Source organism: Glutamicibacter sp. MNS18 (assembly GCF_026107515.2).
Classification (GTDB): Bacteria; Actinomycetota; Actinomycetes; order Actinomycetales; family Micrococcaceae; genus Glutamicibacter.
Genome location: NZ_JAPCHW010000018.1, coordinates 15,002 through 37,767 on the forward strand (window position 1 = coordinate 15,002; position 22,766 = coordinate 37,767).

The following is a 22,766-nucleotide window of genomic DNA, read 5'->3' on the forward strand; positions in this document are numbered from 1 at the left end:
TTGGAAACGGCGGGGATGCGGGTTTTCCGGGGCTCCTGGCAGGAACCCCGGAAAACACCGGTCACTGGGTGGCCGGAAGCCTAGCCGTCGACGCGGCGCAGGCGGGAGAGGGGAGCGAGCTCACCGGGGAAGACGCGCTTGACGCCGTCGCCCATGGCCTGCTCCAGGATGCGGATATCGCGGATCAGCGCCTCGAAGCCCTTGGGCTCCAACGAGGAGGCCTGGTCCGAACCCCACATGGTGCGGTCCAGGGTGATGTGGCGTTCCACGGTGACCGCGCCCAGGGCCACGGCGGCCAACGAGATCTGCAGGCCGCGTTCGTGGCCGGAGTAGCCCACCGGGACCTGGTAGCGGTCGCGCAGGGTCTCGATCATGCGCAGGTTGGCTTCCTCGGGAGGCAGCGGGTAGGTGGAAGTGGCGTGCATCAGCACCAGGTTGTTGGTACCCAGGGTCTCCACGGCCTTATCGATCTGCTCGATGGTGGACATGCCGGTGGAGAGGATGATCGGCTTGCCGGTCTCGGCCAGCGCCTTGAGCAGCTCGAGGTCGGTGACCGAGGCGGAGGCAACCTTGTGGGTGACGGCACCCTGGGCTTCCATGAACTCCACCGAAGGGACATCCCAGGGGGAGGCGAAGGCGTGCAGCCCCTTGGAGGCGGCGTAGGAGATCAGTTCCCTGTACTGCTCTTCGCCGAACTCCACACGGTAGCGGTAGTCCAGGTAGGTCATATCGCCCCAGGGGGTGGAGCGGATCTTGTCGCGCATGTCCATCGGGGTGGAGATTTCCGGGGTGCGCTTCTGGAACTTCACGGCGTTGGCGCCAGCGGCGGCCGAAACGTCGATCAGCTGCTTGGCGATCTCGATGTCACCGTTGTGGTTGATGCCGATCTCGCCGATCACGTAGACCTGCTGGCCGGTGCCGAGCAGGTTCTCGCCGATGGCTACTGGCTTGATATCGGTGGTTACGCTGGTCATGGTTGCTGCCTTTCGTAGGGATGGAAAGTCTTCACTTGTTGCGTGCTGCGAGCACGAGCTCGGCCAGTTCACGCACCGCGCCGGTCCCTCCAGCGCGGGTAAGTCGGTGTCGTGCGGCCCGGTGGGCCTCGGGGCGGGCATCGGCCACGGTGATGGGCCAGCCGACCAATTCCATGGCCGGGACATCGTTGATGTCGTTGCCCAGGTAGGCCACCCGGGCGGGGTTGACGGACTCGTCCGCCATCCAGCGTCCGAGGTAGTCGGCCTTGGACTCGATGCCCTGGGCCACTTCCACGTTGAGCTTCGCGGCCCGGGCGGAAACCACCTTGTTGCGTTCCTTGGACAGGATCAGGAACTTGATTCCCGCTGCGCGTAGCCGTTCCACACCCATCCCGTCCGAGCGGGAGACCCGCACGGACTCATTGCCGTACTCGTCCAGGTAGGCGGTGTCGGGGGTGTGGACCCCGTCGAAGTCGGTGACTACCGCATCAACGTCGATGAGTTGGTCGGTGGCGGTGAAATCGTGGTTGGCCAGGGCCAGATCCGCTTCGGTATCAATGTCGATCCCGTGTTCGGTGGGAACCTGGTGGATCTGCACGGTCCCGAAGAAGCGGTGACGGTTCTGAAGCAAGCCGGCGGTGCGCATGGCGTAGAAGGCACCGGTTTCGCGGAACTGCGGTGCCCGGTCCTGGCGGCGGGGGCGATGGGCGGCGTCGTGGCCGATGGCCAGTGCGGCATCCTGTTCGTCGGTTGCCCACAGGAAACCGTGGTCCGCCACGGCAGCGAAAGTGACATCCGCGGCCCCGGAAGCCACTCGGGTGACCGCTGCGTCCAGGTCCTGCGGGTTGATGAACGGCGAAGTGCACTGGATGAACAGGGTGACATCCGGGGTGGACTCGCGTCCGGCCAGGACATGCAAAAGGACTGCCTCGCTGCTGGCCGTATCTCCGGCGATTTCTGCCGGGCGATCAACAACGGTGGCCCCATGGGCCAGGGCCTCGGCCCGGATCTGTTCATGATCGGTGCTGACCACGACTTCGCTTACTGTCGTCGCGGATTTCGCAGACTTGATGGCGCGGGCCAGCAGGCTGATGCCGCCGACCTTGCGCAGGTTCTTGAGCCCTACTCCCTTGGATCCTCCACGTGCCGGGATGATCGCCAAGACGTTTGGCTGATTGGAATTGCTCACGTCATTGACGCTAGGAGCCGGAGTTGACCGACGCGCACCTATTGAGTGAACGAGCGGTGAAGTGCAGGTTTAATTACCTGACGATTACCTGAACGGACTGGTTAGCATCCCCGGGTGAACAAGGACAGGAAGACGTTAGGGCTCCAGGGCCCCATGGATGACCACCCGCAGGGCATCACGCGCATCGCTGGTGTCGTGGCGGACGACCCGGTGCAGGATGATCCCCTCGGCGCAGGCCATCAGCGCCGTGGCTGCCGCGGACGGGTCGGTGGCTCCAAGCCGGGAAAACACCTGGGTGACGAAGCCCTCGAGCTGGTGGCGGCCGCCGGTGACCGCCTCGCGCAGTTGCGGGTTGTGGCCTGCCTCCATGAACAGGGTCAAGCGGGCGGCGGTCAGGGTCCGGCGCTCGCCGGTGGTGTCATCGATCAACCGGGCCATGGCTTCGACCAGCTGATCCGCGGTGCCGGGCATGGTTGCTTCGCGGGTTGCTGGGGCCTCGCGCTCGATGATGCGTTCCATGGTGGCCTGCAGCAACCGGGCCCGGGTCCGGGCGTAGTTCGAGGTGGAGCCCGCAGGCAGGCCGGCGCGTTGGTCCACCCTGCGGTGGGTGAGGGCACGCAGCCCCTCGGTCCCCACCAGTTCGATGGCCGCATCCATGGCCCGTTGCCGCATACTTCGCATGCTGCAACTGTAAAGGCCGCGGCGGTGGACCCCAAGCCCACCGGCACGAGGGACATCATCGTGCGCTCGCCGGAGGGGGCCAGGTTTCGGCTATTCATGGACGAAACTTCGGGTAGCCGCCCGACGGTGCGGGAGTAAAGCAATTAGGCTGGGGACTATGCGCGAGCAAAAACAGCCTGAGCAGACACGTCAGCCCTGGCGGATCACCGTTCCTTCCCGTGCCGACGGGTTCCTTCGGCAATTCACCCGGGTGATTGGCGGACCGCTGGGCCGGCACTGCGATCCGGGGCGGATCAGCCCGGGGATTTTCACCGTGGAACGGGTGTTGATCATTTTCACCGCCCTCGGTGCCCTGTTGATGCTCCTGGCCAAGAACCCATGCAGGGTCAACGGCTGGGGCGGGTCCAACCCCTATCTCATGGCCTGCTACACCGACTGGGTTCCGCTCTTCGGGGCCCGTGGTTTCGCCGATAACCCCTGGGCACCGTTCGCCGCTGGAGCCGAATTCGAGTACCCGGTTTTGATGAGCGCCGCGGCCTCCTCGGTGGCCTCGCTGGTGCCCGAGGGCATCGAGAACCGGACCCTGCTGTTTTTTGACCTGAACCTGATCCTGGTGGCGATCCTCTGGCTGGTAACGGTGCTGTGCACGGTGCGGATGGCGGGACGGCGACCCTGGGACGCCGCAATGGTAGCCATCGCCCCGGGGCTGGTCCTCACCGCGAGCATCAACTGGGATATGTGGGCCGTGGCGATGCTGGCCTTGGGCATGCTCAGCTTCGCCCGGCGTCACCTGGTGCTGGCCGGTGTGCTGATCGGCCTGGGCACCGCGATGAAACTGTATCCGGTGTTGGTCCTCGGCGCGGTGCTGGTCCTGGCCCTGCGCACCGGCAAATTGCGGGTATTTTTCGTGACCGCTGGTGCGGCCGCCGCCTCCTGGCTGGCGGTGAACCTGCCCTATGCGCTGGCGTTCCCCGATGCCTTTGCGCATTTCTTCAAATTCACCTCTGAACGTGGCGCCGGGCTGTCGAGCTTCTGGCACGTCTGGAACATCATCGCCGGCAAGCTCGAGTGGCTGCCCCGCGTCGAGCCGTCCACGATCTCCCGGCTGGGCCTGGTGATCTTCTTCCTGGCCTGTGTCGCGGTGGCCTTGCTGACCTTCCTCGCTCCGCAGCGACCGCGTATCGCCTCGCTGATCTTCCTGATCGTCGCTTCCTTCGTGATGGTGAACAAGGTCTACTCGCCACAATTCGTGGTGTGGCTGATCCCGCTGTTCGCGTTGGCACTGCCGCGCTGGCGCGAATTCGTGATGTGGATGGCCATCGAGGTGCTGCATTTCTATGGGCTGTGGTTCTACATCCACAGCTACACCTCCGATGTCGAGAAGAACCACGCCTTCCCCGAGTCGGGGTACGTTGTCCTGGTCCTGGCGCATATGGTGATTCTCGGATACCTGATGTACCGTGTGGTCCAAAGTATTCTCAAACCAGAATATGACCCTGTCAGGGCCGTTGGGCAGGAGGATCCGCAGGCCGGGCCGTTCGCCGGAGCCGAGGACCGGCTATCCTGGGAGATCGTCTCGCAACGTCGCCGGCAGTTGGTCGACCGATGAGTTCGGTAGCGGTCATCGGTGCCGGGACCAACGGACTGTCGGCGGCTTGCGTTGCCGCCCGGGCCGGACTGGATGTCACCGTCTACGAGGCCAACGACACCATCGGGGGAGCGGCGCGCACCGGCCCGCTCGCCGGATCAGACGCCGTCTTCGATCTGGGTAGCGCGGTGCATCCGATGGCCATGCTTTCCGAGGCGTTCCACGCATTGCGGGTCCACGAACGCGTGGATTTCCTGGTGCCGGAATTGTCCTATGCCCACGTGGCGGGGGACCACACTGCCTACGCCTGGCACGACTTGCAGGCCACCCTCGACTACCTTCCCAAGACCGAGGCCGTGGTGTACGAGCGGATCATCCGCCCACTGGTGCAACGCATCGATTCCCTGGGCGATACGCTGCTCAATCCGCTGCTGGGCCTGCCACGGCACCCGGTGACACTGGCCGCTTTCGGCGCCTCAACGGTAGCGGGGATGGGCCTGCTGCAGGGGTGGCCGGGGCGGTACCCGCACGCTGCGGCACTGCTGGCCGGTTGCGCCGCGCATGTGGCCGGGGGATCGCGGGGACCGGCCGGAACCGGGGCCGGATTATTCCTCGCCGCCGCCGCCCACGGGGCCGGATGGGCCATTCCCCGGGGAGGGTCCCAGGCCATAAGCGACGCCCTGGCCAGCGAACTGCACGAGAACGGCGGCCGGATCGAAACGGGACGCCGGATCGAGGACCTCCGGGAGCTGGACCAGGAGGTCTTCCTGCTCGATACCTCGCCGGAAACCGCTGCCGTCCTGGGTGCCGGACGGATCCCGGACACGCTCCAGCGCCGTTTGGCCGCTCCGCGCCGGTCGCCGGGAAGCTGCGTGGTGCATTATGTCCTGGACGGACCGGTTCCATGGAGGGACCCGGTGGTTGCCCAGGCCGGCACCGTGCACCTGGGTGGGGATGCCAGGCAGGTGCTTGCCGCGGAACGAAGCAGCCGGCATCGGGCGGCGGCCGAACCGTTCGTGCTGGTCGCCCAGCCCTCGCAATTCGACAGCAGCCGCTCGGCGCAGGGCCATCATGTGCTCTGGGCCTATTGCCATGTGCCATTGGGCTCGAACCAGGACATGAGCCGTCGGATCACCGCGCAACTGGAGGCCGCTGCCCCCGGGTTCCGCGACCTGGTGCGCGAAGAGTACGTGCGCACCGCCACCGACCTGGAGCGGCAGAACGCCGCATTGGTCGGCGGGGATATCTCCGGCGGAACCATGGACCTGATAGGCAGTGTGCTCCGCCCGCGTCTGAGCCCCAGCCCCTGGTGGCTGCAAGGCCCTGGAATGTACCTGGTTTCCTCGGCCGTGCCGCCTGGACCCTCGGTGCACGGGATGGGCGGATACCGCGGTGCCCAGCACATGCTGGCCCGGGAGTTCGGGATCGGACGCTGAAACCCGGCAACCCGCCACTGAACGGGTGGGAAACCCTCTGGTGAAATAGGATTCAGGGTATGGCCACGTTCATTACCCTTGCCGCACTGTGGATCGCCTTCGTTCTGATGTACCGCAGTGAGCCGCGGCGCCTGGCCAACGCGGCCGTGCTGCTGCCGGCAGCGCTGATGACACTGGGTGCCGTCACCGAGTTGTTGTCCACCTTTGTTCCCGGTGCCGGCTTCGTGCTGGGGCTGCTGATGATTTCGCTTCCCCTGATGCTGCTGATCTTCGCCTTCGTCCTGATCTACAACGGGGTGCTGATGTGGCGCCGTGAAGGGCGCCGGGTGGCGAACCTGCTGTCGATGATCTGCGGTCTGCTGGTCCTGGTCCTACCGGTGCTGGCCGTGCTCCTGGTCCGTACACAACATTGGTTGGGACTGGCGACCGCCTTCATCCTGTTCATGGGCTCGGTGTTCACCGCGATGGTCTTCGTGATGGTGCTGCTCTACGCGTGGGTCTATGCCCGTTTCCCGGTACGGGGCACCCCCAATGCGATCGTGGTGTTGGGGGCGCGCACTATCAGGGGCCAGGTGACCCCGCTGCTGCGCGGACGACTGGACAAGGGAATCGAGCTGTTCACCTCGCAAGCCGCATCCGGCGTGTGGATGGTTCCCACCGGAGGACAGGGCGGCGATGAGGTCGAACCCGAAGGCACCACGATGGGCCGCTACCTGCGCGAGAACGGAATCGCGGAGGATCGGATCCTGGTGGAGGACAGGGCCCGTGATACCAACGAGAATCTGGTTTTCTCCCATGAGCTGATTGCCGGACAGGGGAACGGGACTCGGATGTGGATTGTCACGAACGATTACCACAGCCTGCGGGCCGCCCTGGCTTCCCGCCGGTTGGGACTGGACGCGGCCTCCTTCGGCGGGAGGACGGCGCGGTACTACCGGCCCAGCGCCTTCTTGCGGGAGTTCATTGCCATTGCCCGCGACCAGTGGATGACTTTTGCCGTCCTGGCGATTCCCTTCGCCGTCATCTTGGGGCTCGGGCTCATCTTTTCGCTTAACGGATAGGCCCCCGGTCATCCTTCCGGGTGATCCCCAAGATCAGTACTGCGGGCGGTGACCGGGACCGGCGTGCGGCATAGTCTGGAAACATGATTCAGGCACAAGAGTTGACCAAGAGATATGGTGCGAAAACCGTGGTGGACCGGGTGTCCTTCACGGTTCAACCGGGGCAGGTTACCGGCTTCCTCGGACCCAACGGTGCAGGCAAGTCCACGACCATGCGGATGGTGGTGGGGCTGGCCAAGCCCACTGCCGGGGCGGTGAGTGTCAACGGCCGCCGATTCACCGAATCCCGGAATCCGCTGACCGAAGTCGGGACGCTGCTGGAAGCCAAAAGCGTCCACAAATCCCTGACACCGCGTTCGCACCTGCGGGCCATGGCCGCTACCCATTCGATTCCGTTCACCCGGGTGGACGAAGTGCTGGACCTGACCGGTTTGAAGGACGTCGCCGGCAAGAAGGTCGGTGGGTTCTCCCTCGGCATGGGACAGCGGCTGGGCATCGCCACGGCGCTGCTGGGGGATCCCAGGGTGCTGATCCTGGACGAGCCGGTCAACGGGTTGGATCCCGAGGGTGTGGCGTGGGTGCGTCATCTGGCGCGCAGCCAGGCCGCAGCGGGCAAGACCGTGTTCATCTCCTCCCACCTGATGAGCGAAATGGCGCAAACCGCGGACCACCTGATCGTGATCGGCCGCGGCCGGATCATGGCCGATGCGCCGATCACCGAGTTCCTGGATGACGGGGTGGCGCAAACCGTGGTGCGGGCCGCGGAGCTGGAAGCCCTGATGACGGCCTTGGCCGCCGACGGGGTGCAACTGACCCGGGTGGACGCCACCACCTTGCGGGTGATCGGCCCCGACTCCGAGGTGATCGGGCGGCGTGCGCTGGAAGCCGGGATCGTGCTCAGTGAGCTGCGTCCCCTGCAACGAACCCTGGAAGACGCCTACATGGAACTGACCCGTGATGCCGTCGAATACCAGTCCCAAGATTCCTCCACAACCAAGGGCGGGAAGTAGCAAACCATGACTACCCAACTTGAATCCACATTTCATGGCCACGTCACGCTCGGTGGGGTCCTTCGCTCCGAAGCGATCCGGTTCTTCTCCCTGAACTCCACCCGGATCCTGATCCTGGTGGCGGTGCTGGTGAACGTCCTCATCGCCGCCGGCACATTGTGGGCCATGGGGCTCTTTTCCTCGCAGACCGCGGGGGTTCCCGGAATGCCCGATACCTCCTCGCCCGCGTTCACCGCCGAGATGGTCGGTTCGGGGCTGGGCTTTGGCCAGCTGATCCTCGGCGCGCTGGGTGTGCTGTTGATCAGTGGGGAATTCACCACCGGATCGGCGGTCAGCACCTTTCTGGCCAGCCCGCAACGGCTTCGTGTGCTCTTGGCCAAATCGATCCTGATCACGGTGCTCACCGCAGTGGTGACCCTGGGTTCACTGTTGTTGAGCTACCTGGTCAGCAAGCCCATCGCCCAGAATTACGGGATGGCCCTGGAGTTCGCCGGCGAGCCCTTCCAACGGGTGCTGTGGTACGGGACGCTTGGAGTGGTGATGGCCGCACTGATGGGCTTGGGGCTGGGCACCCTGCTGCGTAACTCGGCCGGTGGCATCACCTTGCTGGCCGCGATCTTCTTCGTCCTGCCGATCGCCACCCAGCTGTTGATCATGACCGTGGAATGGTTCCGCAACGTCGCCCAGTTCCTCCCGGACCAGGTCGGGCTGGGCGCGGCGTTCCCGCTGAGCTACCAGAACAACCTGGAAATCTGGCAGCAGATGCTCGGGGTTGCCGGCTGGGCCCTGATCCCGCTGCTGATCGGTGCCTGGCTGCTCAAGGTCCGGGACATCTAGGACAAGGACCCCGGTGGTGGGCCGGAGCGGGCGCGGCCCACCACCGGGGCAGCTGTTGCATTAGGAACACTGGATCGGAACTATATTGGGCATTATGAGCGAGCAGGAAACCACCGAGCCGGTGCTCTCCTTTGACGAGATCACCTCCAAACGGGTCGGACGGATCCGGCGCTACCTGCGCCAACACCCCCGTTTCGTGCTGGTGGGCACCGTCGCCGTCTATTTCTTCCTGTCGCTGCTCTCCTTCGTTCCGACCGCCTACATCACCGATTTCAACGCGGTGGCGGTACTGCTGCTGGTGATCGTTGTCGGTGTGGTGCTGTTGGCCCGGAACAAGGCGCCGATGACAGTACTGATCGTGGTCTTCGTCCTGGATTGCGCGGGGATGGTCTTTGCCGGGAACGACGCCAGCTATTCCGGGATCGGGATGGTCATCGCCCTCTATTCGGTGGGTACCAACTATTCCGGGAAACGGTCGATCCCGCTGGCCATTCTCGCTGCGGCCTTCCAGCTTCTGCTGTTGCTGGTGCTCGGCTACCCGGATACCAACGGCCTGGTCTTCGAGGATGGCACCACCGTCGAGGACCTGGGAGGCAGCGCGGTGTTCCTGGGCGTTGCCGGGGGCATGTTGGGCGCGGTCTATCTCACGGCCGCCATCATCGGGTTGAACGTGCGCAATTCCCGGATCCACGAGGCCGAGCTGAACCACTGGGCCTCCCAGGTGTCGTCCCTGGCCCAGGTGCAGGAACGCAACCGTATCGCCCGGGAAATGCACGATGTGGTCGCCCACTCGCTCTCGGTGATGATTGCACTGTCCGACGGAGCCCGGGTTGTCGGGCGCAAGAACACGGCACGTGCCGAAGAGGTGCTGACCGAGCTGTCCGGGACCGGCCGGGCTGCCCTGGCGGATATGCGCCGCATGCTGGGCGTCCTGCGCAATACCGAAGGCGGTGAACTGGCTCCGCAGCCCACCGGGGGGTCCATGGAGCAGATGCTCGAAGGGTTCAGGGTGGCGGGTCTGCCCTTGACCTACACCTACAGCGGGGAATCCCTCCCGGATGATGCCACCTTTAAACTGACGGTCTACCGGATCGTCCAGGAGTCCTTAACCAACTCACTGCGCTACGCTCGGAATGTGAGCGCGGTGTCCGTGCGACTGGTGCGCGAAAGGCAGCTGCTGCGCATTGAAGTGGTCGACAACGGCCAGGGCTACCTGGGGCACGGGGATGGTTCGGGGCAGGGACTGCGTGGAATGCGCGAACGCGCCGCACTCTACGGGGGAACGGTTAACGCCGGGCCCGCGGCCAACGGCGGCTGGATCGTCAAGGTGAGTCTTGGACTTCCGGACACCGAACCAGGAAACACTACGAGCACCGAGGAGTAAGGCACCATGGAAGACAAGATCAAGGTGCTGCTGGTTGACGACCAACCACTGCTGCGCATGGGGTTCCGTCTGATCCTGGAAGGCGAGGACGACATGCAGATCGTCGGGGAGGCCGCGGACGGGATCGAGGCGCTGACCCATGCGGACTCGCTGAATCCGGATGTGGTGCTCATGGACGTGCGGATGCCCCGCGTGGATGGCATTGAAGCCACCGAGCGGATCGCCAAGGCCCATCCGGATACCAAGATCATCATCCTGACCACCTTTGACCTGGACGAATACGCCTTCGCGGGACTCCAAGCCGGTGCCAGCGCTTTCCTGCTCAAGGATGTGGCCCCCGAGGAGCTGGTCACCGCGGTGCGGTTGGTCGCCAGCGGGGACGCGGTTGTCGCCCCACGGGTCACCGCGCGGCTGCTGGAAACCTATGTGCGTTCGGGCTCGGGGAACCTTCCGGCCAAGAATGCCGAACCGGAACGCGACCCGTTGCTGGACGACCTGACCCCGCGGGAGCAGGAAGTGCTGCGCGCGCTCGCCGAGGGGCTGTCGAACGCGGAAATCGCCCACCGGTTCTTCCTCTCCGAAGCCACGGTGAAAACCCATGTACGCCGGATCCTGACCAAATTGCACTTGCGCGACCGTGTGCAGGCGGTGGTCTACGCCTACGAGACGGGCCTGGTGATCCCGTCCCAGGGCCTGGACTTCTGACCCTCCCTGCCCTCTCGAGGTGCACTACTCGTCGGTGCTCGAATGCAGGCCACGGCGGGTGCTGAGCAGCTCGACTTCGGGTCGGTAGGCGACCATCCGCTCGATCCGGTCAAGGATCGCCACGACGTGGGCGGCATCGGCGGCAACCACGCAGACACCGAGTCCCGCCCTTCGGTGCAGATCCTGGTGGCCGGTCTCCGCCACCGCGACCTCGAATTTTCGCCGGATTTCGGCAATCAACGGGCGTACCGCCGAACGTTTTCCCTTCAGCGAGTGCACCTCTCCCAGCAGCAGGTCGAACTCCATCCATCCAATCCACATGCTCCCAGCATGGGCCACAGGAGGGGAAACAGCCACCCGCCGGATGCGCGGCTACCCAGCCACAGCCAACCCGACTAGGCTAAAAGAAGCCGACCTGCTGACAGGTAACTGCCCATACCCTGAAAGAAGTGAGCATTCTCCATGGCCCAAGCCGCCGCAATGGCCCACATCGCCGACCTGGCCGAATACGTTGCCACCTCACCCTCCAGCTACCATGCCGCCGCAAGTGCCGCGAAGAGGCTGGATGCAGCCGGCTTCACCGCCTTGGATGAATCCAGTGAATGGCACCTGGCTGCCGGCTCCTACTACGTGGTGCGTGACGGGGCCGTCATCGCCTGGGTGCAACCCGAGACGGTGTCCGCCACCAGCGGCTTCCATATCCTCGGCGCGCATACCGACTCGCCCGGCTTCAAGCTCAAGCCGAAGCCGACCACCGGATCCAACGGGTGGTGGCAGGCCGGGGTGGAGGTCTACGGCGGCCCACTGTTGAACTCCTGGCTGGATCGCGAACTGGTGCTGGCAGGACGCCTGGTCTTGCGTGACGGCTCGGTTCACCTGACCCAGACCGACCCGCTGCTGCGCATTCCGCAGCTGGCCATCCACCTGGACCGCCAGGTGAATGAGGGACTGACCCTGGACCGGCAAACCCACACCAACCCGGTCTTCGGGGCCGGTGACCTGGCCGAGGCGGACATCCTGGGGGAACTTGCCACCGCCGCAGGAGTGGACTCCTCCCAGATCGCCGGCTATGACATCCTGACCGCGCCGGCCCAACGCGGTGAGGTGTTCGGCCATGGCAAGAACTTCTTCGCCTCCAGCCGCCTGGACAACCTTTCCAGTGTGCATGCCGGACTGATCGCCTTGATCGACTATGCCCGCAATCCCCACGGGCGCCACATCGCCATGCTGGCGGCCTTCGACCACGAGGAACTGGGGTCGGAATCGCGTTCCGGCGCCGCTGGCCCGTTCCTAGAGGAATTGGTCTTCCGGATCCAGGCATCCTTCAACGCCAGCACGGATCAAACCGCTCGCGCCCTGTCCAACTCGGTCTGCCTTTCAGCCGATGCGGGTCACGCAGTGCACCCGAACTACCCGGAGCGCCACGATCCGGCGAACCGTCCCCAGGTGAATGCCGGACCGTTGTTGAAAATCAACGCCAACCAGCGTTACGCCACCGATGCGATCGGCGCCGCGGCCTTTGCCGGCTGGTGCGAGGCAGCAGGGGTCCCGTACCAGGAATTCGTCTCGAACAACCGGGTGCCATGCGGTTCGACCATCGGACCGTTGACCGCCACCCGGATCGGGATCCGCACCGTGGATGTGGGCATCCCGTTGCTCTCCATGCATTCGGCACGCGAAATGTGCGGAGTGGACGACCCCTGGTACTTGGCCGGGGTTTCCAAGGAGTTCTTTGGGGCCTGATCGGGGTTGAACACCCAATTCCAAACGAACTCAAAATTTTGTCTTGATTTTGAGTTCGTTTGGAGTTCCTGCGATAAGCACACCATAGCCTGGCGCGGGTATCAGTCGTCCGAAGCCCCGCGACCAGTTAGCGGCCCTCCGGGCGCCACCCCAGGTATTCCCTCGTAGGTATATTCGATCGGTAGGGGCAATCGTGGGTGGCCGCGCTCGGGATCACCCAGTGGGTGCCAGCCGGCGGATCGTATGATATGCCGCCCAGTCCCTCGCGGATCAGGTACGGCACCACGTGTCGTGGTCCTGGTCGGGTCCCTTTCGTGGCCTGTCGAGTGTTTCCGGAAATGGACTGATTGGCATGAACGAATCACGGTTTGCCGAGCTTCGCCGGGCCAAGGGCTGGACGCAGGAACGACTGGCCGGTGAGAGTGGAATAACCGTCAGCGCCATCCAACGTCTGGAAGCGGGAAAGGACGCCAGTCTGGACACCATCTCCCGGATCGCGAAGGCGCTCGATGTGGCGGTAGGCGAACTTTTCACCCGCGTGGAGTCTGACCGCCTCGAGCCCGCAGTTGAGGGTCTTGGGCAGCGGGTGACCCAGGAGCAGGAGCGGCGGGATTCGATTTCGCAGGAAATCATCATGGTATACGGGGATCCTGCTGGCCTTCGGCACCGTCATCCTGGCCATCGTGGGCCCCTTCGGGTGGCTCACCTGGCTCACTATTCCCGCGTACTGGTCAGGAAATCGGCTGTTGCACGAAGCCGTATTCCGTCTGGCCATCGATCCGCGACCGGATGAGAAATACCCGCTGGCCAGGGCCAACCGGGGATTACTGGGCTAAATGGCCGTCGTGCGCAGGATCCCGCGGAGCATGATCTGCGCCACCAGGGGTCGGGAAACCGGATCGGTATCGGGTAGGATTGATAAGTCTGTGCTGTTGCGTGTCCAAAAATCGGATACGGGGCAACAGAAAACGCAAAGAACCTCCTGTTGCGGAGATACCGTGACCGTTTAGCCCAAAGGAGGTGGGTTCACATGCGTGCTTATGAACTCATGGTCCTCATCGACCCAGAGGTCGACGACCGTACCGTGGAACCGACCATCGAGAAGTACCTCGAGGTCATCCGTTCCGCCGGTGGCTCGATTGACAACGTCGACATCTGGGGACGTCGCAAGATGTCCTACGAGATCCAGAAGAAGTCCGAAGCCATCTACGTTGTGGTGAACTACAAGTCGGAGCCTGCTGCTTCCGCCGAACTTGAGCGTCAGCTGAAGATCAACGAGCAGATCCTGCGCCACAAGGTTACCCGCCCGGAAGAGGCCCGCGTTTAATTACGCGACAGATCTTCATCATAAGAACTTCGTTCGAATCATCTAAGGAGAGAGCATGGCAGGCGAGACTGTAATTACCGTGATCGGAAACCTGACCGCCGACCCGGAGCTGCGTTTCACGCCGTCCGGATCAGCCGTAGCGAACTTCACGATCGCTTCGACCCCGCGGACCTTTGACCGCCAGACCAATGAGTGGAAGGACGGGGAAGCCCTGTTCCTGCGCGCATCGGTATGGCGTGAGGCTGCGGAGAACGTTGCCGAGACGCTGACCAAGGGTATGCGAGTCATCGCCCAGGGCCGGTTGCGCTCACGTTCTTATGACACCAAGGAAGGCGAACGCCGTACCGTCATGGAGCTGGAGGTCGACGAGATCGGCCCATCCCTGCGGTTCGCTTCAGCCAAGGTCACCCGCACCCAACGCTCCGGCGGTGGAGGCGGCGGCTTCGGTGGTGGCGGCGGAGGTTTCTCCAACGCACCACAGCAAAGTGCCCCACAGCAGCAGCAACAACAGCAGCAGGGTGGCGGATGGAATGCTCCATCCACCGACCCGTGGAGCACCGGTGGCTCAAGCAGCGGCGGAAACGGTGGCTGGGGCAACCCAGGCAACGACGAACCGCCTTTCTAACCAATATTTATTCACCATCCCGCAGAACAATCTGCGGGCTCCCAAACTAAAGGAGCTCCACGATGGCTAAGGCTGAAATCCGTAAGCCCAAACCAAAGTCCAACCCCTTGAAGGCCGCTGACATCACCGTCATCGACTACAAGGACACTGCACTGCTGCGCAAGTTCATCTCCGATCGCGGAAAGATCCGCGCCCGTCGTGTGACCGGTGTTTCCGTACAGGAACAGCGCAAGATCGCCCAGGCAATCAAGAACGCCCGCGAAGTTGCACTGCTGCCTTACTCCGGCGCTGGCCGCGGTTAAGGAAGAGGGATACCACCATGGCAAAGATCATTCTGACTAATGAAGTATCCGGTCTCGGTACCGCTGGCGACATCGTCGAGGTCAAGAACGGCTACGCACGCAACTACCTGCTGCCACGCGGCCACGCAATCGTGTGGACCAAGGGTGGCGAGAAGCAGGTGGAGTCGATCAAGGCTGCACGTGCCGCTCGCGCAGTGGCAAACCTTGAGGATGCCCAGGCACTGGCCGCGACCCTGAAGTCGCAGCCCGTCAAGGTCACCGTCAAGGCTGGCGCTACCGGCCGCCTGTTCGGCACCGTTAAGGCTGTTGATATCGCTAACGCTGTCGAGGCCGCTGGCCTGGGCAAGATCGACAAGCGCAACATCCAGCTGGCGGAGAACATCAAGTCCACCGGCAACTACTCGGCGACCGTTCGCGTTCACGAGGACGTTGTAGCCAACCTGCGCCTGCAGGTTGTTGCTGCCGCCAAGAAGTAAGTCTTATACAGACCCACCTTCGTTCAACGGGTGGCACACATCCCACAAGGATGTGTGCCACCCGTTGGCATATCGGCAGCTTTACGATCCGGTAGCGCGCCGACCCCTAATGGGCCATGCGTCCGCCGTGTTCTCGTCGCATTTCCATGGCCGGCACCAGCGCCCACAGTCCGGCAACAACGCCGACCGCACCGCAGATCCACGACACCCAGGCAACCATGCCCAGGCCCGCAAACTGGCCCATCCATGGGGAAATGAAGAGCAGTGCGCTGGCCGCGACAATCGCCCATTCCATCGAGACCAGCCGTGGCATCACCACGCTCCATACTCCGGTCACGACCATCAGCGCGCCAAAGACCACCATCAAGGTCATTGACCTCGAGGTCCCGGTTAGCCAGATGGTCGAAATGGCGGCGTAAAGGCCGGCAACTACGGCCACCCAATCCTGCCACCGAGTCCATTTCTTCATCTGAATCAACCTCCTGTACATCCAGAGGGCTCCCGGCGGGAGTCCCTTTAAATGTAGGTTTGGCACCCCCGCGGGTCAATGGATTTTGGCGCGGCAAAGCTGTGAATCCAAGGGTCGAACGGCGATTCGAACAGGAGCACAGTGCCCATTCGTGGTGTCCATGGGCAGCCGAATATCGCGTATCGGGGCGGTGGGCTTCGGAATATCCTGGCTTAGTTGCCGTCCTGGTCAGGCATGGGGATGTTCTGCACGCGCAGTTGCCCCCTGGCCAGTACCTTGCCGGATTCCTCCACACTGATCACCACATCCCACAACTGCTGTGTCCGGCCCTGGAACAACGCCGTCGCTTCGACCCTGGCACGGGTTCCGGTGCTCGGGCGCAGGAAATCGGTGGCGTTGTGCACTCCTACGGCGAACTGTCCCCGGTCCCGGACCGCGAAGCTGGCACCGATACTGCCCGCGCTTTCCACTATCGCCGTATAGACTCCTCCGTGCACCACACCCCAGGGGGTGTGGTGTTCGGACCCCAGCTCGGCGTGGCCGGTGACCCTGGTGGCGGTGATGTCCTCCACCATGAACCCGGTGGCTTCCACGAAGCGGCTTTGGGTACCTGGCAACAGTTCCGTTGCATCCCCTCCGGAAGTGCTCATGCGTATTTCTTCTCCTCAATTGGTTTTCCTGATGTGGCCAGCCTAGGTCAGTTCCCTGCCTGTTTCCGAGTGGAGCCGGATCCATGGGCCGGGACTGTTCGCTACCGTTCGCTGCACCGAGGACGGAACGGGTCTCCGGTCAGCGCAAAATCGGCACTGCTCACCGACCGGTCCAGCCCACGTCCTGTCCAAACGGAGACGCGATGGCGATCATTGCGCCACGCAACGATAGAGTGAATGGTTGAGATGCGGCACACAGCAGCGCCCATCGAGGAGCAGAAAGGTCCACCGTGCACCAGAGAATTCATCACCGTGCGTTCACCGATCGACTCATGTCCGCAACAGATGCGGCATCCTTGGTCCAGCCGGGAATGACGGTTGCCATGAGTGGCTTTACCGGGGCCGGATACCCCAAGGCCGTCCCCGGCGCCCTGGCCGCGCACATGCAGCAGGCCCACGATGCCGGCAAGGAATTCAAGATCAACGTGCTCACCGGAGCCTCCACAGCACCGGAACTCGACGGTGTGCTGGCCAGGGCGGACGGTATGAACCTGCGACTGCCGTACATGTCCGACCCGGAACTGCGCCGCCGAATCAACGAAGGCAATATGGAATACATGGACATCCACCTGTCCCATGTCGCCCAACATGCCTGGTTCGGGTTCTACGGAAAGATCGACCTGGCTATTGTGGAGGTTGTCGGTGTCACCGCCGACGGCCAGCTGATCCCCTCATCATCGGTGGGCAACAACAAGACCTGGCTGGAAATGGCCGATAAGATCATCCTCGAGGTCAACGAAGAGCAATCGGCGGCCATGGACGGCATGCACGACATCTACTACGGCACCGCCTTGCCCCCGCATCGTAAGCCGATCCAGCTGACCAATGCCACCGAACGGATCGGCCAACCGTACCTGGATGTGGATATCTCAAAGGTCATCGCCGTAGTGGAAACCAAGGCCCCGGACCGGCTCTCGCCCTTCGCCCCGGTGGACGAAACCAGCGAGAGGATCGCCGACCACCTGCTCGGGTTCCTTGACTACGAGATCCGTGCCGGCCGCCTGAACGAGAAGTTGCTTCCGATCCAGTCCGGCGTGGGCAATATTGCCAATGCGGTGTTGGCCGGATTGTCCCGCGGCGGGTACAAGGGGCTGCAGTCCTATACGGAAGTCATCCAGGACGGCATGCTTGAACTGATCAAGGACGGCACCCTGGACTTCGCCTCGGCCACCAGCTTCTCCCTGTCCGAAGAGGGGATCGCCGAATTCAACCGGAACGTCGAGTTCTACCGTGAGCGGATCCTGTTGCGCCCGCAGGAGATCTCCAACCACCCCGAGATCATCCGCCGGTTGGGCTGTATCGCCCTGAACGGCATGATCGAAGCCGATATCTATGGCAACGTGAACTCCACCAATGTGGTCGGTTCCCATGTCATGAACGGCATCGGCGGATCCGGCGACTTCGCCCGCAACGGCTACCTGTCGGTGTTCATGTCCCCGTCCACAGCCAAGGGCGGGAAGATCTCCGGGATCGTGCCGATGGCCAGTCACGTGGACCACACCGAGCATGACACCATGATCCTGATTACCGAGCAGGGACTTGCCGACCTGCGCGGCAAGTCGCCGAAGCAACGTGCCCAGGTGGTTATCGACCAGTGCGCGCATCCGCAGTACCGTCCGCTGCTGCAGGACTACTTTGACCGCGCCTGCGCCAACAGCTACGCCAAGCACACTCCGCACCTGTTGGGCGAGTCGCTGTCCTGGCACCAGCGCTACATCGAGTCCGGGGACATGCGACCGGCCGGTTAGGCTGCATCGACGTGCCAGGCGGGCAACCGGGCACATAATGGACACGCCCGTGGGCCTGGTGTCCGCAGCCGGAGTGCATCCGGCGAAGCGACCCGGAGCATACTGGAACCATGAGGAAGAACAATTGGCTGCTACTCGGAGGGCTGTTCGTTGCGCTTCTGGCGCTGCCGCCGATCCCGGGATACCTGATCAACCAACTGGAGATGGCCACCGGTGCCATTGAAATCCGCCCCGGAATTCCCCTGTGGGAAACCATGCTGAACCCGCTACGGCTGATTGGCACGCTGATGGCGATAGCCTGGGTGTGGGCTATGGCCAATCTGCGCGCTGGCACCCATGGGTATGTTCGCTATGTGGGGACTTTCGTTATCGCCGGGGTGTTCTATGTGGTTCCGGTGTGGGTGGGGGTCTTCGGTTCCAACACCGGTTGGGGCGAGTTGTGGTGGCTTCTGGGTACCGCCAGCTGGTACGAGTGGATGCAGCTACACGCACCTGTCGCCGGGGCGCTGAGCCTGTGGGCCATGCACCTGTTGCGTACCGCGCCCCGTATCGAGGAACGCCAGGGGCCGCTCCAACGGCTTGTGCGCCACCTGCGTCCCGGGCGCCAGACCTAGGTCCAGCTGTCCCTGGATCCCGTTGGTCACCGGGCGGCCAGGTGCTCCGGATCCACCAGCAGGAGCAGGTCATCCTCCGGTCCGGGGCTGCCCCGCCCGTCCGTGTTGTTGGTCAGCGCCCAGAGTTGCCCATCCGGGGTGCTGACAATGTCCCGGAACCGGCCATAGTCACCCACCCACAGTTCCGACTGGTTCCGCGGATCATCCAGATCCACGCTGCGCAGCCGCTGACCGCGCAAGTTTGCCAGATACACCGTCCTTTCGCGGATGGTGATGCCGCTGGGACTCGCCGCATCGGTGGGCCAGTGGGCAATCGGGAGGGTGAATCCTTCACGTGAATTGCCGGGGCCCTCGACCTCGGGCCACCCGTAGTTGGCTCCCGCGGTAATGATGTTCAGTTCATCCCAACGGTTCTGGCCAAATTCACTGGCGTACATGACCCCATCCGCATCCCAGGCCAGCCCCTGGACATTGCGGTGCCCGTAACTGAAGACCAGCGAGTCGCCGAACGGGTTGTCCGGTGGGGCCTGCCCGTCCGGTGTCATCCGCAGGATCTTACCACCGAGGCTGTCCAAGTCCTGGGGGAGTGAGCGGTTCCCGGCATCCCCGACCTCGGCATAGAGCATTCCATCCGGTCCCAAGGCGATTCGACCGCCATTGTGGATCGAGGCGGACGGTAACCCGGAGATCAGGGTCGCGGGTTCGGACAGGGTGTGGGAACCCGGTTCGCCCTGCAACGTAAAGCGTTGGATCCGGTTGCCGTCCTCGTCGGTGGAATACACGAACAACTCGTCCGGTTCGCGCCAGGCCAGACCCAGCAACCCACCTTCCCCACCGAAGGCGATATCGGTGAGCACGCCCACTTCGCGGAATGCGCCTGCTTCGTCCATCGCCAGGATGCGGCCGCTATCGCGTTCGCTGATCAACGGGGTCTGTCCGGCGAAGGTCACCGACCAAGGTGCATCCAGCCCTCGGCCGATGACCGGCCCATCCCCTGCCTCATCGAACGGGGTGGATGCAGTCTCCTCCACCCCGGTGGGTTGCGGCGGTGTCCGTGGCGGTTCGGCCGGGGTCGTGCAGGACGAGAGCACCAGTCCGACGGCACAGGCTGCCATCACCCACCGTGCGGGGTGGGCGCGCCGGTTCCGCCGGCACAACAAGGAATCCACGCCGAGCCTATCCATGCCTTGCAGGACGATAGGTCAGTTCCTGGGTCCGGCCATCAAGCAACCGGGAATCCACCAGCTCCAGGTCGTAGTCGTCGATTCCCGTGAAGACCGGAGAACTGCCACTGCGCCCGGTGAGTACCGGAAAGACGGTGAGCTGGATGTAGTCAACCAGCCCTGCGGCCAGCAGCGATCGGTTCATGGACAAACTGCCATGGGAACGCAAGGGGACGGCGGACTCCTCCTTGAGCCGCTCCACGACCTGCAGGGCATCGGCCCGTTCCAGCGCGGCATCGGGCCAGGTCAGTGCTGCGGAGAGGGTTGTGGAGATGACAGTGGCAGGCTGCTCGTGCAGGGCGATCCCCCAGGGGTCCTCGACTTCGGGGTTCCTGTCGACTTCTTCCCAGAATCGGGCAAAGATCCGGTAGGTGTTGGCGCCGAACACCATGTGGCACGGCGGGGTGTACAGCTCCAGCCGGCGTTGGAGCAGCTCCGGGCCCTGCTTGCCCCAGTAGCCGCCCCAGTCCCCGCCGACCGCGCCGAAGCCGTCCAGGCTGCTGAACACGTCAAAGGTATAGGTTGCACTCACCGGGAGCCTCCCACCGGATGGTTCGTCAGTTGCCGCCTACTCTACGCCCGGAGCCAGATAGGCGGTACCCCTGTGGGGCCGGTGCCGGGAGAGGGCCGGCAGCTGGGAAATACGCTTGTGCTCAGCGGCGCAAATGCGGGAACGGGCCCGGGCTCCTACCTCGGATGGAAAGCATGTGCTACGGCGACAATCCGTCACCAAGCTTGCCGGTGACAACTGTTTCAAGGTGATCCTGATCGACATCCTCCAATTGATCGGTGCGGGCCTTGGGCAGCGGAATATCATGGATTCTCGAAGAATTCCCAGCGGTCTTTGCCATCGTGCCCTCCGTGATGACTGCTGAAACCACAAGTCTTGCGGTCATCGGGGACCTGGAATCCATCATTTTGCGACCATGCCTCCCATCGGATGTCTGTAAGGCGACATTTCGGAATCAAGTATCGACCGGACTTCTTTCTGGGGCAGGCATTCGCTGGCGCTGGCGCTTCAGGCAGGCGGCAATGAATCAAACAGAGAACCAGGCACGGATAGGTTAGAACCGTCCGTCGGCAATGTCCCAGCAGGGCCATTCGATGCCTTCTCCGAACGGCAATTCGTCCCTTTCGGGCTCGGAACCGGCATCCTGTCCGTGTGAAGGTGACTTCGACGGGCCTTCCTGTTCCCGCAAAACCGATATCAGGGAAAGTCCTGAATATTTGCCTGCTACAACGCCCCCAAAGCGAGGAATGTGAAATTTTACGTCGAATATTTCTCTGTAAGACACAAATTGTTTGACGCATCCACGGGAGCGACCGTAATGTTTTAGACAGAATCAAGAGCGTCAGTGACAAGCCCTGGCTGGCTGACCGGCAACCCTCTAAACGGTAGTGGGGTGCTCTAGGTGATGATTCGGCTCCGTGCCAACCCCATGGGGCAAGTACCGCACACCGGGTGGAAATCCTTGGAACCCGACATCGATGGCCACTGGCCGTCCGATGACGGATCCTGAACGTCCAATATCCGGTGAGCCTGATGTCGAAGGATACGAGACATGTCATTGAATCAGGATCTAGACCCGTTGACCCTACGCAAGGTTTTCGCCCAGCATCCCTCGGGGGTTGCGGCTCTCTGCGCGGAGATCGACGGGGTGAAAACCGGAATCGTCGCATCATCCTTCACCGTGGGGGTCTCCCTTGAACCGGCATTGGTGATGTTTGCCGTGCAGAAGGCATCCAACACCTGGCCAAAACTCCGGCATGCCGGACGTATAGGAATCTCGGTGCTCAGTGAGCGCAATGAGGGTGTCTGCGGCCAGATCGCTTCGAAGAAGGGTGACCGATTCGCCGGAGTGGCAACCCACACCACGGCTGAATCAGCCCTGTTCATCGAGGATTCCACCCTGTGGCTGGATTCCTCGATCTACAACGAGGTCGAAGCCGGGGACCACTGGGTTGTTCTCCTGGAAGTACACGGCCACCGCATTTCGGAGCATGCGCCGTCGATCTTCCACGACTCCGGCTTCCATGCACTCAGGGTGCCTGAACTCGTGTAGGTGTCCGCAACTACACGGCTCATACGGGCCCTAAACCGCACGCTCGGGGACATCCTGGCGTGCGGTTTTCACTGTCCACCCCGGTTTGCCGTCGAATGGAGCGACAAACCTTCGCATGGGGAACTTCGGCCGGGCTTACGGGCTGGGTGCCCTTCGTGGAGGCTGCATGCATGGCCTGGATCCGGCAGCCACGTAATCCATCGACTCGTGATGAAATTGTGGACGACCAGCGGATGTTCTGCATACAAGAAGGGCGAAACCTCGGTGAGTAGTCCCTTTGCACGGAATCGGTAATCCACAAGCTTATCCACAGCCTTGTGGACCGGGTGTGGATTGTCGTGGATAAGTCCTCGGAATTGCCGAGAATCCACAGGATCTGCTGTTGAAAACCCCGAAAGACACAGCCCTGTCCCCTGGAATTAATCTTTCTATCCACACATGTGTAAAAATAAAAATCCTAGTCAAGTAGGTTATTGAGTTCATTAAGTGGGGAAATCCACAGACTTCTCCCCAAGTACTGCACAAGGTAGTCCACAGGTATACACCCATTGTCCACAGAAGCTGTGGATAATGGGGTTTACGCTTGTGGTTAACCCACCTA

Annotated in this window: 24 protein-coding genes, 1 pseudogene and 1 riboswitch; of the genes and pseudogenes, 16 read left to right on the forward strand and 9 right to left on the reverse strand. The window is 63.0% G+C overall.

Annotated elements, in window-relative coordinates; translation table 11 throughout:
* Positions 1 to 80 precede the first annotated feature (80 nt).
* From OK351_RS16635 to OK351_RS16645, 3 genes are all read right to left on the reverse strand, one after another.
* Positions 81 to 974 carry an N-acetylneuraminate synthase family protein gene (locus OK351_RS16635; RefSeq protein WP_265161283.1) on the reverse strand — a complete coding sequence of 298 codons (894 nt, stop codon included), beginning with the start codon at positions 972 to 974 and terminating at the stop codon, positions 81 to 83.
* Between the two features lie 31 nt (positions 975 to 1,005).
* Entirely contained in the window at positions 1,006 to 2,163 is a 1,158-nt protein-coding gene (locus OK351_RS16640; protein ID WP_265161285.1) for an acylneuraminate cytidylyltransferase, read from the reverse strand.
* A 135-nt stretch (positions 2,164 to 2,298) separates the two neighbouring features.
* On the reverse strand, positions 2,299 to 2,844 hold the full coding sequence (locus OK351_RS16645; protein WP_265161287.1) for a TetR/AcrR family transcriptional regulator: 546 nt from the start codon (positions 2,842 to 2,844) through the stop codon (positions 2,299 to 2,301).
* Positions 2,845 to 3,001: 157 nt separating this feature from the next.
* Between OK351_RS16645 and OK351_RS16650 the strand changes: the two genes are divergently transcribed.
* The 7 genes from OK351_RS16650 to OK351_RS16680 all read left to right on the forward strand — a co-directional run bounded on the left by OK351_RS16650 (position 3,002) and on the right by OK351_RS16680 (position 10,865).
* Positions 3,002 to 4,453, forward strand: a complete 1,452-nt coding sequence (locus OK351_RS16650; RefSeq protein WP_265161289.1) for a glycosyltransferase family 87 protein — start codon at positions 3,002 to 3,004, stop codon at positions 4,451 to 4,453.
* Positions 4,450 to 5,868 carry a phytoene desaturase family protein gene (locus OK351_RS16655; protein ID WP_306349498.1) on the forward strand — a complete coding sequence of 473 codons (1,419 nt, stop codon included), beginning with the start codon at positions 4,450 to 4,452 and terminating at the stop codon, positions 5,866 to 5,868. Before OK351_RS16650 ends, OK351_RS16655 begins: the two co-directional genes overlap by 4 nt.
* A gap of 59 nt (positions 5,869 to 5,927) precedes the next feature.
* Entirely contained in the window at positions 5,928 to 6,929 is a 1,002-nt protein-coding gene (locus OK351_RS16660) for a YdcF family protein (RefSeq protein ID WP_265161291.1), read from the forward strand.
* Between the two features lie 83 nt (positions 6,930 to 7,012).
* Positions 7,013 to 7,939 (forward strand): ATP-binding cassette domain-containing protein, encoded by a 927-nt coding sequence (locus tag OK351_RS16665; protein WP_265161293.1) that lies wholly within the window; start codon positions 7,013 to 7,015, stop codon positions 7,937 to 7,939.
* A 6-nt stretch (positions 7,940 to 7,945) separates the two neighbouring features.
* A complete protein-coding gene (locus OK351_RS16670) occupies positions 7,946 to 8,776 on the forward strand; it encodes an ABC transporter permease (protein ID WP_265161295.1) in 831 nt (276 codons plus the stop codon).
* A 94-nt stretch (positions 8,777 to 8,870) separates the two neighbouring features.
* Entirely contained in the window at positions 8,871 to 10,160 is a 1,290-nt protein-coding gene (locus OK351_RS16675; RefSeq protein ID WP_265161297.1) for a sensor histidine kinase, read from the forward strand.
* A gap of 6 nt (positions 10,161 to 10,166) precedes the next feature.
* Positions 10,167 to 10,865 carry a response regulator gene (locus tag OK351_RS16680; protein ID WP_265161299.1) on the forward strand — a complete coding sequence of 233 codons (699 nt, stop codon included), beginning with the start codon at positions 10,167 to 10,169 and terminating at the stop codon, positions 10,863 to 10,865.
* Positions 10,866 to 10,889: 24 nt separating this feature from the next.
* Here the strand turns inward: OK351_RS16680 and OK351_RS16685 are convergent, their stop codons facing one another.
* The gene (locus OK351_RS16685; protein WP_265161301.1) at positions 10,890 to 11,186 is read right to left on the reverse strand and encodes a DUF503 domain-containing protein; all 297 of its coding nucleotides are present in this window, start codon (positions 11,184 to 11,186) and stop codon (positions 10,890 to 10,892) included.
* A 141-nt stretch (positions 11,187 to 11,327) separates the two neighbouring features.
* Between OK351_RS16685 and OK351_RS16690 the strand changes: the two genes are divergently transcribed.
* The 6 genes and pseudogenes from OK351_RS16690 (at position 11,328) to rplI (ending at position 15,338) form a co-directional block, all read left to right on the forward strand.
* On the forward strand, positions 11,328 to 12,608 hold the full coding sequence (locus OK351_RS16690) for a M18 family aminopeptidase (RefSeq protein WP_265161303.1): 1,281 nt from the start codon (positions 11,328 to 11,330) through the stop codon (positions 12,606 to 12,608).
* A gap of 352 nt (positions 12,609 to 12,960) precedes the next feature.
* Positions 12,961 to 13,089: pseudogene (locus OK351_RS16695) on the forward strand (helix-turn-helix domain-containing protein); the annotation flags it as partial.
* Positions 13,090 to 13,638: 549 nt separating this feature from the next.
* Positions 13,639 to 13,935, forward strand: coding sequence for a 30S ribosomal protein S6 (gene rpsF / locus OK351_RS16700; protein WP_265161305.1), 297 nt, complete (start codon positions 13,639 to 13,641; stop codon positions 13,933 to 13,935).
* 55 nt (positions 13,936 to 13,990) lie between these two features.
* Positions 13,991 to 14,560 (forward strand): single-stranded DNA-binding protein, encoded by a 570-nt coding sequence (locus tag OK351_RS16705; protein ID WP_265161307.1) that lies wholly within the window; start codon positions 13,991 to 13,993, stop codon positions 14,558 to 14,560.
* Between the two features lie 62 nt (positions 14,561 to 14,622).
* Complete coding sequence (gene rpsR / locus OK351_RS16710) at positions 14,623 to 14,862, forward strand: 30S ribosomal protein S18 (protein ID WP_013350683.1); 240 nt, start codon at positions 14,623 to 14,625, stop codon at positions 14,860 to 14,862.
* Positions 14,863 to 14,879: 17 nt separating this feature from the next.
* Complete coding sequence (gene rplI, locus OK351_RS16715) at positions 14,880 to 15,338, forward strand: 50S ribosomal protein L9 (RefSeq protein WP_265161330.1); 459 nt, start codon at positions 14,880 to 14,882, stop codon at positions 15,336 to 15,338.
* Between the two features lie 106 nt (positions 15,339 to 15,444).
* Here rplI and OK351_RS16720 read toward each other — a convergent pair whose 3' ends face one another.
* Positions 15,445 to 15,807: an SPW repeat protein gene (locus OK351_RS16720; RefSeq protein ID WP_265161332.1), complete on the reverse strand. Its 363-nt coding sequence runs from the start codon at positions 15,805 to 15,807 to the stop codon at positions 15,445 to 15,447.
* Between the two features lie 212 nt (positions 15,808 to 16,019).
* Positions 16,020 to 16,457: a PaaI family thioesterase gene (locus OK351_RS16725; protein WP_265161334.1), complete on the reverse strand. Its 438-nt coding sequence runs from the start codon at positions 16,455 to 16,457 to the stop codon at positions 16,020 to 16,022.
* Between the two features lie 290 nt (positions 16,458 to 16,747).
* On the opposite strand from OK351_RS16725, the gene OK351_RS16730 reads away from it, so the two are divergent.
* Together OK351_RS16730 and OK351_RS16735 are read left to right on the forward strand one after the other, a co-directional pair.
* Complete coding sequence (locus OK351_RS16730) at positions 16,748 to 18,265, forward strand: acetyl-CoA hydrolase/transferase family protein (RefSeq protein WP_265161336.1); 1,518 nt, start codon at positions 16,748 to 16,750, stop codon at positions 18,263 to 18,265.
* Positions 18,266 to 18,375: 110 nt separating this feature from the next.
* Positions 18,376 to 18,879 carry a hypothetical protein gene (locus OK351_RS16735; protein WP_265161338.1) on the forward strand — a complete coding sequence of 168 codons (504 nt, stop codon included), beginning with the start codon at positions 18,376 to 18,378 and terminating at the stop codon, positions 18,877 to 18,879.
* 26 nt (positions 18,880 to 18,905) lie between these two features.
* Here OK351_RS16735 and OK351_RS16740 read toward each other — a convergent pair whose 3' ends face one another.
* The 3 genes from OK351_RS16740 to OK351_RS16750 form a co-directional block, all read right to left on the reverse strand.
* Positions 18,906 to 19,994 carry a PQQ-dependent sugar dehydrogenase gene (locus OK351_RS16740; RefSeq protein ID WP_265161340.1) on the reverse strand — a complete coding sequence of 363 codons (1,089 nt, stop codon included), beginning with the start codon at positions 19,992 to 19,994 and terminating at the stop codon, positions 18,906 to 18,908.
* A 61-nt stretch (positions 19,995 to 20,055) separates the two neighbouring features.
* Positions 20,056 to 20,634: a dihydrofolate reductase family protein gene (locus OK351_RS16745; protein WP_265161342.1), complete on the reverse strand. Its 579-nt coding sequence runs from the start codon at positions 20,632 to 20,634 to the stop codon at positions 20,056 to 20,058.
* Between the two features lie 178 nt (positions 20,635 to 20,812).
* Entirely contained in the window at positions 20,813 to 20,998 is a 186-nt protein-coding gene (locus OK351_RS16750; protein ID WP_265161344.1) for a hypothetical protein, read from the reverse strand.
* Between the two features lie 445 nt (positions 20,999 to 21,443).
* Positions 21,444 to 21,559: riboswitch (SAM riboswitch) on the forward strand.
* A gap of 105 nt (positions 21,560 to 21,664) precedes the next feature.
* Between OK351_RS16750 and OK351_RS16755 the strand changes: the two genes are divergently transcribed.
* Positions 21,665 to 22,165, forward strand: coding sequence for a flavin reductase family protein (locus OK351_RS16755; RefSeq protein ID WP_265161346.1), 501 nt, complete (start codon positions 21,665 to 21,667; stop codon positions 22,163 to 22,165).
* Positions 22,166 to 22,766 lie beyond the last annotated feature (601 nt).

What these genes read in the sequence shown, in the direction of transcription:
- OK351_RS16645 (WP_265161287.1), bottom strand. Translation starts at nt 2,844, where the DNA reads ATGCGAAGTATGCGGCAACGGGCCATGGATGCGGCCATCGAACTGGTG.
- OK351_RS16660 (WP_265161291.1), top strand. Translation starts at nt 5,928, where the DNA reads ATGGCCACGTTCATTACCCTTGCCGCACTGTGGATCGCCTTCGTTCTG.
- rpsR (WP_013350683.1), top strand. Translation starts at nt 14,623, where the DNA reads ATGGCTAAGGCTGAAATCCGTAAGCCCAAACCAAAGTCCAACCCCTTG.
- OK351_RS16725 (WP_265161334.1), bottom strand. Translation starts at nt 16,457, where the DNA reads ATGAGCACTTCCGGAGGGGATGCAACGGAACTGTTGCCAGGTACCCAA.
- OK351_RS16690 (WP_265161303.1), top strand. Translation starts at nt 11,328, where the DNA reads ATGGCCCAAGCCGCCGCAATGGCCCACATCGCCGACCTGGCCGAATAC.
- OK351_RS16720 (WP_265161332.1), bottom strand. Translation starts at nt 15,807, where the DNA reads ATGAAGAAATGGACTCGGTGGCAGGATTGGGTGGCCGTAGTTGCCGGC.
- rpsF (WP_265161305.1), top strand. Translation starts at nt 13,639, where the DNA reads ATGCGTGCTTATGAACTCATGGTCCTCATCGACCCAGAGGTCGACGAC.
- OK351_RS16735 (WP_265161338.1), top strand. Translation starts at nt 18,376, where the DNA reads ATGAGGAAGAACAATTGGCTGCTACTCGGAGGGCTGTTCGTTGCGCTT.
- OK351_RS16755 (WP_265161346.1), top strand. Translation starts at nt 21,665, where the DNA reads ATGTCATTGAATCAGGATCTAGACCCGTTGACCCTACGCAAGGTTTTC.
- OK351_RS16665 (WP_265161293.1), top strand. Translation starts at nt 7,013, where the DNA reads ATGATTCAGGCACAAGAGTTGACCAAGAGATATGGTGCGAAAACCGTG.
- OK351_RS16685 (WP_265161301.1), bottom strand. Translation starts at nt 11,186, where the DNA reads ATGTGGATTGGATGGATGGAGTTCGACCTGCTGCTGGGAGAGGTGCAC.
- OK351_RS16750 (WP_265161344.1), bottom strand. Translation starts at nt 20,998, where the DNA reads ATGACCGCAAGACTTGTGGTTTCAGCAGTCATCACGGAGGGCACGATG.
- OK351_RS16650 (WP_265161289.1), top strand. Translation starts at nt 3,002, where the DNA reads ATGCGCGAGCAAAAACAGCCTGAGCAGACACGTCAGCCCTGGCGGATC.
- OK351_RS16740 (WP_265161340.1), bottom strand. Translation starts at nt 19,994, where the DNA reads ATGGCAGCCTGTGCCGTCGGACTGGTGCTCTCGTCCTGCACGACCCCG.
- OK351_RS16675 (WP_265161297.1), top strand. Translation starts at nt 8,871, where the DNA reads ATGAGCGAGCAGGAAACCACCGAGCCGGTGCTCTCCTTTGACGAGATC.
- OK351_RS16670 (WP_265161295.1), top strand. Translation starts at nt 7,946, where the DNA reads ATGACTACCCAACTTGAATCCACATTTCATGGCCACGTCACGCTCGGT.
- rplI (WP_265161330.1), top strand. Translation starts at nt 14,880, where the DNA reads ATGGCAAAGATCATTCTGACTAATGAAGTATCCGGTCTCGGTACCGCT.
- OK351_RS16635 (WP_265161283.1), bottom strand. Translation starts at nt 974, where the DNA reads ATGACCAGCGTAACCACCGATATCAAGCCAGTAGCCATCGGCGAGAAC.
- OK351_RS16705 (WP_265161307.1), top strand. Translation starts at nt 13,991, where the DNA reads ATGGCAGGCGAGACTGTAATTACCGTGATCGGAAACCTGACCGCCGAC.
- OK351_RS16680 (WP_265161299.1), top strand. Translation starts at nt 10,167, where the DNA reads ATGGAAGACAAGATCAAGGTGCTGCTGGTTGACGACCAACCACTGCTG.
- OK351_RS16655 (WP_306349498.1), top strand. Translation starts at nt 4,450, where the DNA reads ATGAGTTCGGTAGCGGTCATCGGTGCCGGGACCAACGGACTGTCGGCG.